This is a genomic window from Chryseobacterium taiwanense (assembly GCF_000813825.1).
Lineage (GTDB): Bacteria > Bacteroidota > Bacteroidia > Flavobacteriales > Weeksellaceae > Chryseobacterium > Chryseobacterium taiwanense.
In genome coordinates, this window is record NZ_JWTA01000021.1 from 122,893 (window position 1) to 138,532 (window position 15,640).

At 36.9% G+C, this 15,640-nt stretch carries 10 protein-coding genes and 2 tRNA genes; 2 read left to right on the forward strand and 10 right to left on the reverse strand.

Annotated features, from left to right (window positions below; all coding sequences use genetic code 11):
* The 5 genes from RM51_RS18525 to RM51_RS18545 are packed head-to-tail and all read right to left on the reverse strand — an operon-like array spanning position 1 to position 4,585.
* A complete protein-coding gene (locus RM51_RS18525) occupies positions 1-741 on the reverse strand; it encodes an ABC transporter ATP-binding protein (protein WP_052248574.1) in 741 nt (246 codons plus the stop codon).
* The gene (locus tag RM51_RS18530) at positions 742-1,668 is read right to left on the reverse strand and encodes an ABC transporter ATP-binding protein (RefSeq protein ID WP_039373071.1); all 927 of its coding nucleotides are present in this window, start codon (positions 1,666-1,668) and stop codon (positions 742-744) included.
* A gap of 6 nt (positions 1,669-1,674) precedes the next feature.
* Positions 1,675-2,610 carry an HlyD family secretion protein gene (locus tag RM51_RS18535; RefSeq protein WP_039373073.1) on the reverse strand — a complete coding sequence of 312 codons (936 nt, stop codon included), beginning with the start codon at positions 2,608-2,610 and terminating at the stop codon, positions 1,675-1,677.
* Between the two features lie 10 nt (positions 2,611-2,620).
* Positions 2,621-3,910: a TolC family protein gene (locus tag RM51_RS18540; protein WP_394331000.1), complete on the reverse strand. Its 1,290-nt coding sequence runs from the start codon at positions 3,908-3,910 to the stop codon at positions 2,621-2,623.
* A 51-nt stretch (positions 3,911-3,961) separates the two neighbouring features.
* Entirely contained in the window at positions 3,962-4,585 is a 624-nt protein-coding gene (locus tag RM51_RS18545) for a TetR/AcrR family transcriptional regulator (protein WP_039373074.1), read from the reverse strand.
* A 195-nt stretch (positions 4,586-4,780) separates the two neighbouring features.
* Between RM51_RS18545 and RM51_RS18550 the strand changes: the two genes are divergently transcribed.
* Positions 4,781-5,266 (forward strand): MarR family winged helix-turn-helix transcriptional regulator, encoded by a 486-nt coding sequence (locus tag RM51_RS18550; protein WP_228375834.1) that lies wholly within the window; start codon positions 4,781-4,783, stop codon positions 5,264-5,266.
* Between the two features lie 30 nt (positions 5,267-5,296).
* Positions 5,297-6,145, forward strand: coding sequence for a universal stress protein (locus RM51_RS18555; RefSeq protein WP_039373079.1), 849 nt, complete (start codon positions 5,297-5,299; stop codon positions 6,143-6,145).
* A 172-nt stretch (positions 6,146-6,317) separates the two neighbouring features.
* On the opposite strand, the gene RM51_RS18560 is transcribed toward RM51_RS18555, so the two are convergent.
* The 5 genes from RM51_RS18560 to RM51_RS18580 all read right to left on the reverse strand — a co-directional run bounded on the left by RM51_RS18560 (position 6,318) and on the right by RM51_RS18580 (position 15,609).
* Complete coding sequence (locus RM51_RS18560; protein ID WP_165585023.1) at positions 6,318-8,186, reverse strand: T9SS type A sorting domain-containing protein; 1,869 nt, start codon at positions 8,184-8,186, stop codon at positions 6,318-6,320.
* 245 nt (positions 8,187-8,431) lie between these two features.
* Positions 8,432-13,363, reverse strand: a complete 4,932-nt coding sequence (locus RM51_RS18565) for a PKD domain-containing protein (RefSeq protein ID WP_084111231.1) — start codon at positions 13,361-13,363, stop codon at positions 8,432-8,434.
* Between the two features lie 813 nt (positions 13,364-14,176).
* Positions 14,177-14,250: transfer RNA gene (locus RM51_RS18570), tRNA-Asp, on the reverse strand.
* A 204-nt stretch (positions 14,251-14,454) separates the two neighbouring features.
* Positions 14,455-15,210 carry an SDR family oxidoreductase gene (locus tag RM51_RS18575; RefSeq protein WP_039373087.1) on the reverse strand — a complete coding sequence of 252 codons (756 nt, stop codon included), beginning with the start codon at positions 15,208-15,210 and terminating at the stop codon, positions 14,455-14,457.
* 325 nt (positions 15,211-15,535) lie between these two features.
* Positions 15,536-15,609: transfer RNA gene (locus RM51_RS18580), tRNA-Asp, on the reverse strand.
* Between the last annotated feature and the right edge of the window lie 31 nt (positions 15,610-15,640).

Genomic DNA, 15,640 nt, shown 5'->3' on the forward strand with positions numbered 1-15,640 from the left:
TTAATCTCCTGATCGTTTGGCATTCCTTGCGAGCTGATAAAAAACATCATCCATGGAATGCGTATTGAACTGTTTTTTCAGATTAGCCGGAGTATCCAGCGCTTCGACCCTTCCATCGACCATTACCGTGATCCGGTTGCAATATTCTGCCTCATCCATATAATGGGTGGTGACAAATACCGTAATTCCATCCGCGGCGGCCTGATAAATCATATCCCAGAACTGACGCCTCGTTATAGGATCTACACCACCGGTAGGTTCGTCCAGAAAAACAATCTTAGGACGATGAAAAATAGCGACTGAAAAAGCCAGCTTCTGTTTCCAGCCAAGCGGTAAAGCGCCCACCAGTTTTTTGGCTTCTTTTTCTAAACCGAGGGTTGTGATCAATTCAGCGCTTCGTTTTTTTATGTCGGAACGTGAAACCCCATATACTCCGCCATAAAATTCAATATTCTCAAGAATGGTAAGATTATCATACAGAGAAAATTTCTGGCTCATGTATCCGATATTCCTTTTGATCTGCTCCTGTTGTTTATACACATCAAAACCGGCAACTGTAGCTGAACCCGACGTAGGAAAAGATAACCCGCAAAGAATTCGCATTGCAGTGGTTTTTCCGGCTCCGTTAGCTCCAAGAAATCCAAATATCTCTCCCTGATCGACATCAAAGGTGATGCGGTCAACTGCTTTAAAGTCGCCAAACTGCTTGGTTAAGTCCTTACAAATAATTGCTTTATCCATTTACTCGGTTTTTACTTGCTGTTCATGCATCAGTCTTATAAAACTATCTTCTATGGTCGGGGTTATTTTCTTTACTTCAAAATCTTCCGGATTGTATTTTTCGGCTAAATCTTTCACTGTTTGTTCCTCTTCATTTTCCGTAATGAATGTCACATGAATATATTCTCCGAATGCATAGCAGCTTTCTACCCCATTATCAGATCTTAAATCTTCCAATAACTTATAGATATTCTTAGCTTTCACGGCAAAAAGCGTTTTAGGAAAATTCCTGACAATATTTTCAGGCTCATCTACCGACATTATTTTCCCATTTTGAATCAGAGCAATACGGTCGCATAATTTAGCTTCATCCATATAAGGCGTCGAAACCACAATGCTGATATTCTGTTCTTTAAGTTTTGCCAGCATATCCCAGAACTCCTTTCTGGAAACCACATCTACTCCAGTTGTTGGTTCATCAAGAAATAAAACTTCAGGCTTATGGATCAGTGCACAGCACAATGCCAGTTTTTGCTTCATCCCTCCTGAAAGCTTTCCCGCTCTACGATTACTGAAAGGTTTTATCTGTTCATAAATATCTTTGATCAGATCATAATTTTCCTCGATCGTTGTTCCGAAAAGTGTCGCAAAGAAATTCAGGTTTTCAGACACGGTCAGATCCTGATACAGAGAAAATTTTCCGGGCATATATCCCAGCTTGTTCCGGATCGCCTGATAGTCTTTTATGACATCATGCCCTTCAACGGTTGCGGTTCCGCTGTCTGCCAGTAATAACGTGGTAAGAATACGGAAAATTGATGTTTTACCAGCTCCATCCGGTCCGATCAATCCAAACAGCTCTCCTTTTGCCACTTCAAAAGAAACATCATCAACGGCTTTTACTTCTCCGTATGTTTTAGTAATATTTTTTGCATCGACAGAATTCATCCTTTTTTATTTTGACCAGATTGCTTCACCGTACATTCCTATTTTAAGGTATCCGTCGTTTTTCACCCTAATTTTAATTGCATACACCAGATTGGCTCTTTCATCTTTAGTCTGGATTGTTTTTGGAGAAAATTCAGATTTACTCGATATCCATACAATCGTTCCTGTATATTCTTTATATTTTTTTTCTCCCTGATCGATTCTTACTTTCACCTGCTGGTTCAATTTAATCTGAGGCAGTTGGGTTCCTGTGATATAAGCTCTCAGATCAAGTGTATCTGTATTGGCAATTTTATATAATGGTTTTCCGACCACCTGCATTTCGCCCTGCAGCGCATAGTTGATAAGCACGGTTCCATTGATCGGATTAATGATCTGTCCTTTATTGATCTGTTCCTGAAACTGGGCTATTGTTTTTTCCAAAGGAGCTGTTTCACTTAGAATACTGCGGTTCTGCGTATCTGTATTGGAATTGTTTACGGAAAGCTGCTGTTTTGTTGCCACCATCTGTTTTCTGAGCTGATCGATTCCTGCATCTATATCATCAAGCTGTTTACGGGTGGCTGCATCAGCTTTTACCAGATTTGCGGTACGGGTTCGCTCGTGAAGCTGATGTTCCAGTTGAGATTCCAGTACTGCTAATTGTTTTTTCACCAATTCATCCTGAGCATCGGGAGTGCTTGTTTTCTGATGCAGTGCCTTGATATTAGCTTCCGCCTGTTCTTTTTGCAGCACTGCGGTTTTCACATCAATCTGTCCTACCTGATCTCCTTTTTTAAGATACGCACCTTCCTGAACGGAATACGCAATCAGTTCCCCATTTTGCTGGGCAGAAACAATCACCTCATCAGCTTCAAAATTACCAGAAGCATCAAAATCATCTTTTTTCTCACAGGAATTCAGGAATAAAACAGCAGTAAAAAATAGGATAAGCTTTTTCATTGTAAATAGATTAGTTTCCGGTTATAAATTTCTGATTGTATTTTGCCTGTAACAGCTGGATCTGATGAAGAATCAGCGTTTGTCTTGCTAGATTTTCCGCATTCGTCTTCTGAATGTATTCATGGGTGGTAATCACTCCGTTGCTTAATTGGGCTTCAGCAGATTTTCTCACAGATTCACGCAGAGCGATCGCATTTTCATCCTGTTGAATCAGCTCATTATATTTTTTGATCTGATCATCCTGCTGCGTGAGATCCAGTTTCGTATTCAGTAAAAATGTTTCTTTATCCGCATCTACAGCCTGTCTGTTCAGTTTTAAAATCGCTTTCTGGTTAGAAGACGTATAAAGACTTTCCAACGACCAGTTGAATCGTATACCTGCAATAAACCAGGGTCCGAATTTATTTTCGATAATATTAAGAGTCGGCCTTCCGTACGCTCCCTGAACAAAAGCACTTACCTGTGGCAAAAGATCAGATTTCAACTGACTCTCCTGAAGATCATAAACTGATTTCTGAAGTTCAAAACCTTTTATTTCAGGTCTTTTCATTTCGGTTTGAAAAACTTCACTATCGGGTAACTGAAGTTCATCTGAAGAGGAAACATTTTTCCCGATAAAAACAGAAAGCATTTTAAGATAAGCATCACGATTGCTTTTGTATTCCGTGCTCATCATATCAATATTGATGATTTCCGCTTTCAGCTCATCCAGATTGCTTCGGTAAGCTACCCCATATTTTAAAGCAGCTTCAGTTTTCTCTATCTGAGTCTGAAGATTAGTTTTGTTGAGTTCATTTTGCTTAAGTTGCGAATCCATCAAAAGAATAGAAAAGAAAATCGTATTGATTCTCTGTCTTACCGCATAGAGATTGGTTTCAATATTCTGAGTTTGCAACTCTGCATTGGCTTTTGTGAGATCTTTCTGATTTCGGATTTTCCCACCGTCATAAAGCAACTGATCGACTTCTCCCTGAATTTTATACTGATCTTTACTTAATGAAGGAAGCGCCATATTGACAGGAAGCGATCCCAAAGCATCAGAAAAATTGATCGTCTGTGACTGATAGGTAGCCTGTCCTGAAAATGAAATCTGAGGAAGGTATCTTTTGCTGGCATTTTCTACCGTAAAATCAGCTGTCTTGGCAATGATATCCATTTTCTTTATCATCGGATAGTTTTCTTTTGCCAAATGATAACATTCTTCCAATGACAGGTTTCCCGACTGCGCCGTTATCCAATTAAAACACATTACCAAAACGGCTATCCAGATTCTTTTTTTTTCAGTTTTAAAATAAATCATGTTGTTTATTTTTTTGTTTTAATCATTTGATCAATTCACGGACAAAAAAAATTATTCTCCTTTCATCATGGATTTAATCCATATCGGGATCAGCTTTTTCCGCTCGGTCATCAATGCAGTAAATTCGGAATCGTTAATTCCGGTTCCTCCCATCAGCAAAGGTTTAGCAATGAACGGAAAGATCACCAATCCCATTACATTCATCAGAAAATGCAAAGGATTCGGTTCTGAAATCTCCCCATTCTCTACCGCTGCTTTATGTTGTTTAAAAAACACTGAACTTGCCAATACTTGCCTGATTGGTAACTTATCCAATAGCAGATTAGGATTGTTACGGATTTCAGTTACGATAAACGTTGGAATTTCCGGTTCCTTAATAATAAGATCAATATATCTTGAAGCAATTTCTTCCACTTTTTTATTCAGCGTTGTTCCTTCATCATCCAATACCACAATCATATTCTTAATAAAACCTGATAATGTTTCCAGCATGATGATTTCGAATAACTTCGCTTTACTTCTGAAATAATAGTTAAGCAAAGCAAGATTAATATCCGCTTCTTCCGCAATATCTCTAGTACGTGTAGCTGCAAATCCTTTTCTGTAAAAAACAGTACGGGCCGCTTCTTTTATTTTTTCTTCTGTACTACCATCTATTTTTTTAGGCTCTTTCATTTCCTTTCCAATCTTTTCTAATACAAATATAAAAACTAAATTTTATTTTTAATCAATTATTTTAATCAAATGATTAAAAGATGATTTAACGCATTTTTTTATTTTAAAAACCTGATACTATTTTCATGAGTAATTAGTTTAAATTAAAACTAATTTTAAGTATATTTGTAAGGATGAGTGGTTTAAAAACTCTTTATGACAACTATACCATTGCTTAACCATACAATTATGTCTTCACACAATCAAAACATATCACAATTGGCGCTGGAACTGGGTTTGGCAATGAGTGAAATGAAAAGCAAACTGAGGCAAAAAATTCAGATAAAAATTAATGAATATGATCCTTCGCTTTCTTTTGAACTTATTGAAATTTTGGGACTACTCTGGCGAAACGACGGAATCAATCAACAAGAGATCAGCAATCAGATCAGCAAAGACAAATCAAGCATCACGTATCTGATTAATAATTTGGTAAAAAGAGAACTCGTAGAACGAATTGAATACAAAAACGACCGAAGAAATAAACAGATTTTTCTTACACAGAGCGGAAGGAAACTGATGGAAAAACTTTATCCATGGGCATTGGAACTTTATGAAAAAGCTGCAGGAGACCTCCATGAAAGCGAACTCAATAATGCTCTACTTCTAATTAAACAAATGACAACCAATCTTAACAAATAAAGGCTCTTAAAGGCTAAAATCTTTACGGAAATGAGAACAATACTTGTACCCGTTGATGCAACATCAACTACCGAAAATGCAGTGAAAATATCTGCAGACTGGGCAAAGCAATATGGATATGAACACATCATCCTTTTAAAAACGAATAATGAATCTGTATTTGAATATTTACACATTGCAGAAGGACATTCTTTTGTGAATGAAGAAAGCATCAATATGGTATTGAAAGACACGGAAGAATTATTAGAAAAATTAAGTCAGATCATTATTGAAAAAGCACCTGAAGTAAAAGTTTCGACAGCAACTACCGATATGTCTTTGATAAGAAGTATTAACGACATTATAAAGAATCAGGAGCAAGTTGAACTAATTATTCTAGGCAGTGATGATCAAACTTCTGTAACCAACAGCTTTATTTCGGAAAACATTATTGATATTGCGAGAACAAGCCCAATAAAAACTTTAATTATTCCTAACAGCTACCACTATACTCCCATCAAAAACATATTAATACCTTGTGATGTAGAAAGCATTGCAAAATTAGACAGACTGTTTCACTACAAATCGATTATCCATCAAAAAGACATTCATTTGTCGCTTTTAAATATCAATAAAAAAGCAAATAGCGATGGTACAGATTCAAAAAAAGAAGAACTTGAAAAATATATCCACGAGAATTTAAATGATATTCCGAATAGCATCCACTACTCTTTTGACGAAAATATCATCAATGGCATTTTATCTTTTGCCTCATCCAATAAAACCGATCTTGTGATTGCGCTACCAGGTAAACACAGTTTCATTTATTACTTAGCCAACAGAAGTATTTCTGAAGGAATTTACCAAAATGCGAGTCAGCCCGTTTTAATTTTGAAATAATATTTTCTTCAGTCTTTTATACAATATAAATCCCTACTGCTTTTCATTAGAGTGGGGATTTATATTTACCATGAAATAAAAAAGCTATAAACAATGTTTATAGCTTTTTTTATACTCCTTTCAAAATAGATTCAGATATAGAATAATAACTGAAAAAAGATTTTATCTATTGCTATTTTTTCACCACTTTTTCCGTCACCACGGCCTTTTCTGTTTTTACTTTTACATAATACACTCCTGTAGGAAGTGAACTCATCGTAATTTGAGCGTTGGTATCCTGTAAACCTCCTCTTTGTACCGTTTGCCCTACAGAAGAATAGATCTCAAAGCTCTCCAGCTTATTTTTGCTTTTAATATGAAGAACATCCGTGACAGGATTGGGATAAAACTGTAATCCTGCTTCTGCTGATGTTTCTTCTACCGACATCGTAGAGCAAGCCGAACTTGCCAGTTTGGCAAAAAAGAAATTGCTTTTATCACTCAATACATTGCTAATCGTGACTACATTATCATTTGTGGCTGTGAAAAGCTGCTGATGGATAAAACCGCCCAGCATTATATTATTGTCATTATCTACAGCAACAGCTGTAAAATGATCTTCTGCCCCATAACTTCCCTGTACTTCATAAGTACCGGTAACAACTCCCGTATCTTTATTTAATCTTACCAAAAGGGGATCGGTTCGGTCATTAACAGGTCTTACCATCGGAAATGCTCCCCAAACCTCCCTGATGCTGCCTTTGGCAAAAAGAACCTCATTCCCTTTGAAAGCAATCGGCATACGGGCGTTTTGCATCGCTGTATCTGTACTTCCGTCAGATAAAGAAGTAGGATACGTACACCAAAGAACATTACTCGAGCTATTGGATGTTCCTAATTTCATCACAAAGCCGATTGATCCTGTTAATGGGCTATTAAAGGTAAAATCACTTCCAAAAGAGACCGTTTGGGTAACTCTCCCAAACTTACCTGAAAGATAGATATCGCTTGTTATAGGATCTTTTTTTAAACCCGTAATAAACGTAGCTCCTATTGGATTATTGATAATTTCCTCTCTTCGCCAAAGCTCAGCAAAAGTGGTGCTACTGAATGCTAACATAAAACCAGAACCTACTATAGGAACATTATTATATGAGAGTGCATATCCATTACTTCCAGAACCTTCGTAATTTCTAGAACCCGCAAGATAATACCGGTTGTTGGCTTCATCATACATAAAACTAAGATAGCCTCCTAAAAATGTTGTGGAACCTGTAATCGGCAATAATGACGGTGTTCCTACAATATTTCCGGATGAATCATATTTCACCAGATAATATTGAAAATTTGATGTGCTAGCGTCAAATGTTGAAGGCACCGTTACCATTCCATTTAAATGTGTCCCAAATTTGAGCCCAACTATAACGTGAAGAATGTTTTGAGAATCAATAACAGGAGGACTAAATTCCATAGCCATATTATTCACATTTACATCACCCTGAAAATCTTTCCGCCAAACCAAGTTTCCATCCGCTGTGTTATATTTTAATAAAAAACCATATTTCAATGCTGTCTGAGGCTGGAAAAAATCATTACTGACTAAAGGTAAGACATCATTATCCCCAAAACGTGGCGGAAGATATTGACCACTACTAACACTTGAAGAGTTTCCGACTGCAAAAGTCAAATACAGTCCTCCATTGTTATCTAAAACAATTTTTTGTGTTCTCTCTGTAGAGACCCCGCCCCCTCCTATAGTTCTTTTCCAACGTATATTCCCTTGACAGTCTGTTGAGAACAAGACAATATCCCTACTTCCATAGTTCGTTACTGTTTGTCCATCTAATAATGGAGTACCATCATACATTGATGTTATATAATAACTATTGTTTTGATTATCTACAGCGATATCTAAGATATGTTCATCATCTTTTTGATTAAATCCTACATCACTAGAGCCATTGCTCCCCCCCCCCGTTTTTGCCCATTGGTAAGTGTAAGTTTGGCTCATATACAGCACAGGAAACATCAGTAAAACTGTCCACCATTTTTTATTTTTCATTGTTATCATAAAATTTTGTTTTATCATTTTTTCAGTCGTTTTTAATATTATCTTCTACTTTAACAAAAACTATATCATCATATTCATAAAATTTGTCGTTTAAAAATACTGAAATTCTCCATCTCTTTTAAATAACAAATTTTATTTTGACAATTCAATATTTCTTTAATTATAATATTATAAAACAAATTATTTTAATAAAAAGCAGTGTTCTCCTTGGAGAACACTGCATTATCATGAAGGTATTAGTTTTTAATTAGTTTTCCTTGTAATGGTTTACCTTCTGTATGTACAATAACGATGTACATCCCCTGAAGCCAACTCGAAACCTCCACATCTACATCTCCTGAAGCTGTTTTCAGTTCTTTATTGAATTTGGTATTCCCCATCGCATCAAACACCGTAAGCTGTGTCGCTTTCAGGTTTTCATCTCCAGTAGTATACGAAATTTTCACTCTTTCTTTTGCCGGATTCGGAAGCATCGTCAATGAAGAACCTGAAGCAGCCAGCTTTGTTGCTGCAATTTTGCTTTCAAATACAGGCACTTCAACTTTACCGATTACTTTACAACCATTCCCTGCATCAAATAAGATTTCATCTGCACCTCCCGGGAATGTACCGTTGGCATAGAACAGTACAGGATTGGCATACATATCATAAGTACCTCCTGCCGGTATGGTAATAATAGAAGGAATATAAGTTCCATATCCGTTAAGACTCGAGATAGTGATCGTCATCGGCTGACTTCCACTATTGACAATAACACCGGAAACACTATAATGATCCCATTGCCATTTCATCCCTTCAATATGGGCTTCCAGTTTACAATCCGGTTCTATTCCACACTCTTTCGGATCTGGGAACAAATTCATCGCTCCTGAAGTGTAGACACAGCCAAAATGACTGATCTGCAGCTGATAGGTTCCGGCATTGTACAGGAACAATGGATAGATATAATCATTCACTCCACTCTGTACATTCGATCCAAAGAGCTGCCATTCGTGGCTGTCAAAGATTCCTTTCGGCCCGATAATGTAGCGGTCTTCCCTTAAACATTCGTCATAACATCCTGTAGGGAATACCCACATTAAGCTTTCAAGGCTTAGCGGCACCTGTACCTGAGTCGATACCTTACAGCCGCTTGGTGCCGTATAGATCACTTCATAAGCTCCGCCCTCATTTACCGTGATCGACTGCCCTGTCATTCCGTTGCTCCAGTTGTACTGTCCTGAAGACGGTCCTGAAGCTGTTAACAGAACTTCGTATGGCTGACAGTTTTGTTTGGTATAAGTAATCACAGGTACACTAGGTGGATTGCTTACTGTAACGGTAAAGCTTTTCGTTCCGACACATCCGTTCGCAACACCTGCAGGGCGTGCTTCCAGTGTATAAGTATACGTACCTGCTGCCAATGCACCGGTAGTATAGGTAGAACCTGCGATTCCCCATGCCTGTCCCGGTATCACCGAATTATTTAGCTTCCACTGGTATTCCAGTCCTGTTTCGGTAACAATCCCAGTTAAGGTCACCGCCTGCCCTGCACAGCTGGCTGACATTGCCGAAATATTGACATATGGTGCTTTTTTCAGGGTGACAACCACTGGATTGCTGGCTGTAGATCTATCCAGACAACCAGTTAAGCCATCTTTTAATATTACCCAATAGCTTCCGGATTGTGTAGGGAAAAAACTAGGAGATGATGGAGCTGATACTGGTTGATTGCCATTCATCCATTGATAATTTGAAACTGCACCAAATGGTACACTTACGAATATCTGTGGTGGTGTTGAACTATTTTCACACACATTAAGATTTGAGCTAAGAATTTGAAAATTTAAATTGGCTTGATTTACTGTTATTGGTACTGCATTACTCTGATAGTGACAACCATTAGGTGTTGTCACTTCTAATTTAACAGAAGGATTTAATGAATTTACTGTATTAAAGGTAATATCAGTACTTGGATTATTAGCAACGTAAGATGTTCCATTAAATATCCATGTATAAATATGGTTCGGCAAATAATTAGCAGCCGGTATTGTTAAGGTGATCACTTCTCCTACGCATACAGTTGTACTAGATACGGTAAACTGCAGACTTGGCAATGTTGGCATGGTAATGCTTTCAGTGTAAACACAATTAGGCATTGCACCCGGACCATCTAAAGTCATTGCAAAATTATAGGCGGTTCCCGGCTGTAATCCTGTATAGGTTACAGTCTGCCCACTCTGCTGGTTTCCCCCGTTCATGGTATAGCTATACGCGATCTGCGAAGAAGTTATACCGGAAAGCAGCGAGTTATCCGTAAGCGTTACATTATACGTACCGTTGCTGTTGCACGTGATAGCTGCATTAAAGTCCGGCTTGTAATTCTTGGTTACATCCACATCATCATATGCAGTACAACCACTATAATTCAGTGAAAGAGCTACATTATGAACTCCTGCTCCAGTAACGCTAAAAGTGGCAGAAGTAGCCGTACTTCCCGGTTGCAGCTGTAATCCAGGGCTTCCAATCCACTCAAAAGCACTAGGGCTTCCCACAAATGTAGCGGATGCTGTGATCGTATTACAATCTATCCAATTAGCACTCACAACTAAATTAGGGGCAGGCGTAATGGTACATGGAGGGAAAGATCCGCAAGATGCAACCACCATTATGTTTTGCGAAGAAGACTTACAGCCTCCAGAAGTTACTACCACATAATAACTACCACCCGGTGATGGCTGACTTGCATTATTGATGGTATAGCTCGGTGAAGTTGCTCCCGGAATAGCAGCCCCATTGTGATACCATTGATAAGTACCCGATACTCCTGACGGAATCTGTGCCGTAAGAGGTATAGAATAACTATTTGAAGGACATACAGAATAATAATACCCCGGTGTAATTGTGATGGCAAGTTTAGGGATAATATTAAAATTAACAGCAGTTGTAGCTACATAATTACAACCATTAGGCGAATTAAGTGTTAATTGCAACGACTGAGAAATAACCGAACCTGAATTATTGCTAAAATGATTGTTGATCGTAAATGTTTGTGTACCTCCAGAAGTTACAGTTGCCTGTTCTGTAGAAGTATTTGGAAACGTGAAAGTCAACTGACCTGAAGTAACATTCGTAGGCAAAGTAACCACAACATCTATTGTAGAAGCACCTTCACAAATATCACCTCCAATCATACTGATAACCGGTAAAGTTTGTAGGGTAACTGGTATTGAAATAAATTCAGTTGTACCACATTTTGTTATTTTTAAAACCAAATTGGTAATTGCAGTACTAGATATTTCATTGAAATTCACTACAACAGAAGCAGTTCCTTGTCCACTCACAAAGCTTCCAAAGTTAGGGCTGTCAAAATACCATTCCATAACATCGGGAACTATTCCGTTTAAGTTTGCCGTAAAAGTGGCACTGCTACTTGGGCAAAAAGTATTGTTCGCAGACGGACTTTGGATAGAGATTGTATTCAAGTCTATTTTTTGTACTGAATAGTTTTTCGGTGCAGAAAGGCAACCTACTCCGTCCATAGAACGATTTTGTACACTCACTGTATAATTGGTAGCAGACGCATTAAACACTACGGTAATGGAATTTCCTGTATTGCTTCCCTGTATCACACCATTGGTAACACTCCATACAGGTATAGTTCCTGCATCAGTTGGACTAAGAGTATAGACATACGGCTTACCCGCACATACCAGAACATCTCCAGAAATTGTTCCCGTAGGTGCTGCCGGAGTAGGAATTACTTTAACAATCCTTCCCTCGCTCTCGCAACCTCCTCCTTGTTTAATTGCTGTCACCACATAAGATCCTGCTGTTGCAAACGGATACGTAAAAGGTGAAGACGTAGGAGATGATGTATAGATTACTGAACCTCCTGATGCTACATTCCAAATAACCGGAACAGTAGGTGTAGCTGTAAAGGTCTGGCTTGTTCCCTCACATATTTCGTTAGCACCACCACTTACCACTACCGGCTCTTCTACCGTAATGGTCATAGATGCATATCCTTCACATTTCAACAATGTATTCAAATAAGAACACCACAGAGTATAGGTACCCGGTTGTGATGCCTTGAACAATACTTCGTTTCTCTGTTGATTATAATCCAATTGCCCTCCAGAAGGACCAGACATATTCCATTGGAAATTAGTAGTTGGCCATTGTGGCAAAGAATATTTATTTTGTCTATTTGCGCAAACTACTGATTGCCCCTGAATTTGACCTGATGATAAAATTACAGGTATTTTAATGGTTGTCCATTCCCTGCAACCACATTTTGATCTATACATTACATAACCAAAGCCATCTGCCGGATCTACCTGATCCCACAGTACTTCAATTTCATTTCCATTGTTTGCTATAATAGTTCCTCCAATCACATTCCATTCTCCTTCTTTACATCCATCCTGCACATTATATTTTTCCCTGCTTCCTTCACATACTACAGAAGCACAGTTGATTTGTACCGGATTAGATTCTAAGACTTCCACATCTAATGAATAAGTATTGGAACAACCACATTTATTAGTTACTGTAAGGCTTACAACATATCCTCCGGATTGTGTAAAAGCATGAGACGGTTCAAATGCAGTAGACGTTGTTCCGTCTCCAAAATCCCAAAAGTAGCTCACAATATCCGTTCCTCCGTTCTGATAAGAAGTATTATCGAAATAAATTGCTGTATTCTTACATACAGAGCGATCAAGATTCAACATTTTAAATTCTGCAATTGGGCTGTTAATCTTTTCTATACATACCGTCTGGTTTTCAATAGTTCCATTGGCATATGTAATAACAGCCTCTACCGAAGCGTTTCCTGCAGTAGATCCCCACATTATCTGCGCCTCGATGTTTCCAGCTCCAGAAACTGTTCCTACCGTTCCTCCCGAAGCACTCCACTGCACATTGGAAATATTTTGCCCATTGACTGTATAGGTTATTAAACTCCCTGCGCAGACCCGGACACAATTGGAAGAATCAATCTGCTCGGATCCAACTCCGTTTTCGAATTCTTCTTCTTTGCCTCCTCGGATTTCTTTGCATCCAACCTGAGCGTTTGATGTAATGTGAGTTGATGTTTGTGCTTGTAGTGCCCACGGAACGACAAGCCACATTAGCAGCAGCCATCTGAAAATGTGCTGCCTACTAAAATAGGTTTTGTTTTTCATGTTTATTAATATGATTTAAAAGGTCTATTAATTTTTCACCAAATTAATAAAAATAACAACACAATAATCATTTAATAGTGAAAAAAAATACTTATTTCCATTTGTAATTCAATGATATACAACATTAATAGAAGCAATTTATTTCACTAATATTTTAAATAATCAAAATATTGCAGTATTTTTTTAACAGTTTTATTAAAAATAATTTTCAGTTTGGGTAATGCGAAGAAATTTTAATTAAAATTGTAAACAGATTAATTATAGAATTTAAGGGGCGAGTAATTTGAAATATGATATTAAAAATTACTAAAAACATTTTTCATGTTAATAATTCGCTAACTGTAAGGCAAGATTAAATATCATATTAACTTCCAAAAATATCTTAAAGTTTTTCTTTTTGAATTTGAACTAGAATATAATGGCCGTATGTAATAAGATACATATACTTAGAAATGATTTATTAAATACTGTTATTAAAATCAATTATAAAGAAAAGTGCTGAGAAAATATTAAACAATTTATAGATATAGTTATAAAGAATAAGATGAATTTCTAAATAGAACTGCACCTATTGTATTTTTGATGACATCCAAGTTTTTTATTAAAATATTTTATTACTTTGAAATTTCATTTAAAATTAGATTAATAAAAAAAATCAAAGGAAGACTTAGTATCTAAAAATACATAAATAAGAAAATTTCCATTTCCGAATCTCTTATTTTATTTACCGCAATAAAATATCAAGTACTCCATTTTAAAATTCTTTAGAGAGTATATATAAAAAAAGCAGTAAAATAAATTTTACTGCTTTTGCGATCCGGACGGGACTCGAACCCGCGACCTCCGCCGTGACAGGGCGGCATTCTAACCAGCTGAACTACCGGATCTTTTTTACAATTCTAAAAGTATTACCTTCCATTATTGTGGTTGCAAATATATAGCTTTTTTCATTATTTACAAACTTTAGACCTCAATTTCACTTATAATAAGTATAAATCACAGATTCTCAAATATATTATTTTACAACAAATAAAAATTGGGAATTATTTTTTTCAATTCCCAATCAAATAAAACGTCTGTATTAATACATATTATCTAGTAGTATAGCCACCATTTGCAAAAATAGTCTGCCCCGTAATCCACCATCCGTCAGTTACCAAAAACTCAACCAAAGGAGCAATATCTTTAATATCCGTAAGACCTCCTAAAGCTGACGCAGACTTATGATAAGCAACAGCATCATCTGCTTCCTGACCATAAAAGAAAGGAGTATCCATTGGTCCCGGAGCCACCGCAGAAACAGAAATTCCTCTTGCACCAAATTCTTTAGAAGCCGCTCGCGTAAAATGCTCAACCGGAGCTTTCATCCCTGCATAAGTAGAATACAATCCTGTGTAAGCTGCAAGAAGCGATGTTACAATCGTGCATATTTTCCCATGATCATTCACTTTTTTTCCTGCCTCCTGCAAAAAGAAATAAGCTACTTTCGAGTTGATATCCGACATCGTGTCATATTCTCTCTCTGTAGTCTCTGTAAATGGCTTTTTGAGTACCATTCCAACGGTATTGATTGCAATATCAATTCCACCAAATTTACTTTTTGTTTCATCAAAAAATTTAGTAATATTTTCAACCTTTGTAAGGTCACCTTGAAATAAAAAAGCTTCAGCTCCTAAAGCCTGAACTTCTGCTAAAGTTTTCTCACTTTCTTCTTTTGAACTTTCGCTGTTATAATGAATGGCAAGCTTTGCTCCTTTAGCAGCAAAATCTTTACTTAACAGCCCTCCTAAGTTTTTGCCGCCTCCGGCAATTAAAACAACTTTTCCTTTCACATCGTGCTTTGACATAATATTTTATTTATTAGTTAACAATACAAATATGAAAATTTACCGATGTCTATTTGTGATAAATTTATCTCATGTTAGAAGAATTTCTGAATTTATTGTATTAAAAAACTCAAATAAAAACATGGAAATCAAATAAATAAAATAGAAACTCAGCAAATACAGTTTAGATATATTTAATAGAAATAGTATTGGTAATTCAAGAATCAATGCTTATAAAAAAAAGAAAATTACCATTAAAACAGAATCTTAGTACAGTTCTTAGAGATAAAGTATATTTTATATAGGAAATAAAAAAAAGCAGTAAAATAAATTTTACTGCTTTTTGCGATCCGGACGGGACTCGAACCCGCGACCTCCGCCGTGACAGGGCGGCATTCTAACCAGCTGAACTACCGGATCAATTTTTTTAAAAGAAATTGAGAAAACTTCT

Excerpts from the sequence above, each read along its gene's own strand:
- RM51_RS18535 (WP_039373073.1), bottom strand. The coding sequence starts at position 2,610 with ATGAAAAAGCTTATCCTATTTTTTACTGCTGTTTTATTCCTGAATTCC.
- RM51_RS18545 (WP_039373074.1), bottom strand. The coding sequence starts at position 4,585 with ATGAAAGAGCCTAAAAAAATAGATGGTAGTACAGAAGAAAAAATAAAA.
- RM51_RS18540 (WP_394331000.1), bottom strand. The coding sequence starts at position 3,910 with ATGATTTATTTTAAAACTGAAAAAAAAAGAATCTGGATAGCCGTTTTG.
- RM51_RS18530 (WP_039373071.1), bottom strand. The coding sequence starts at position 1,668 with ATGAATTCTGTCGATGCAAAAAATATTACTAAAACATACGGAGAAGTA.
- RM51_RS18555 (WP_039373079.1), top strand. The coding sequence starts at position 5,297 with ATGAGAACAATACTTGTACCCGTTGATGCAACATCAACTACCGAAAAT.
- RM51_RS18525 (WP_052248574.1), bottom strand. The coding sequence starts at position 741 with ATGGATAAAGCAATTATTTGTAAGGACTTAACCAAGCAGTTTGGCGAC.
- RM51_RS18575 (WP_039373087.1), bottom strand. The coding sequence starts at position 15,210 with ATGTCAAAGCACGATGTGAAAGGAAAAGTTGTTTTAATTGCCGGAGGC.
- RM51_RS18550 (WP_228375834.1), top strand. The coding sequence starts at position 4,781 with ATGACAACTATACCATTGCTTAACCATACAATTATGTCTTCACACAAT.
- RM51_RS18560 (WP_165585023.1), bottom strand. The coding sequence starts at position 8,186 with ATGAAAAATAAAAAATGGTGGACAGTTTTACTGATGTTTCCTGTGCTG.
- RM51_RS18565 (WP_084111231.1), bottom strand. The coding sequence starts at position 13,363 with ATGAAAAACAAAACCTATTTTAGTAGGCAGCACATTTTCAGATGGCTG.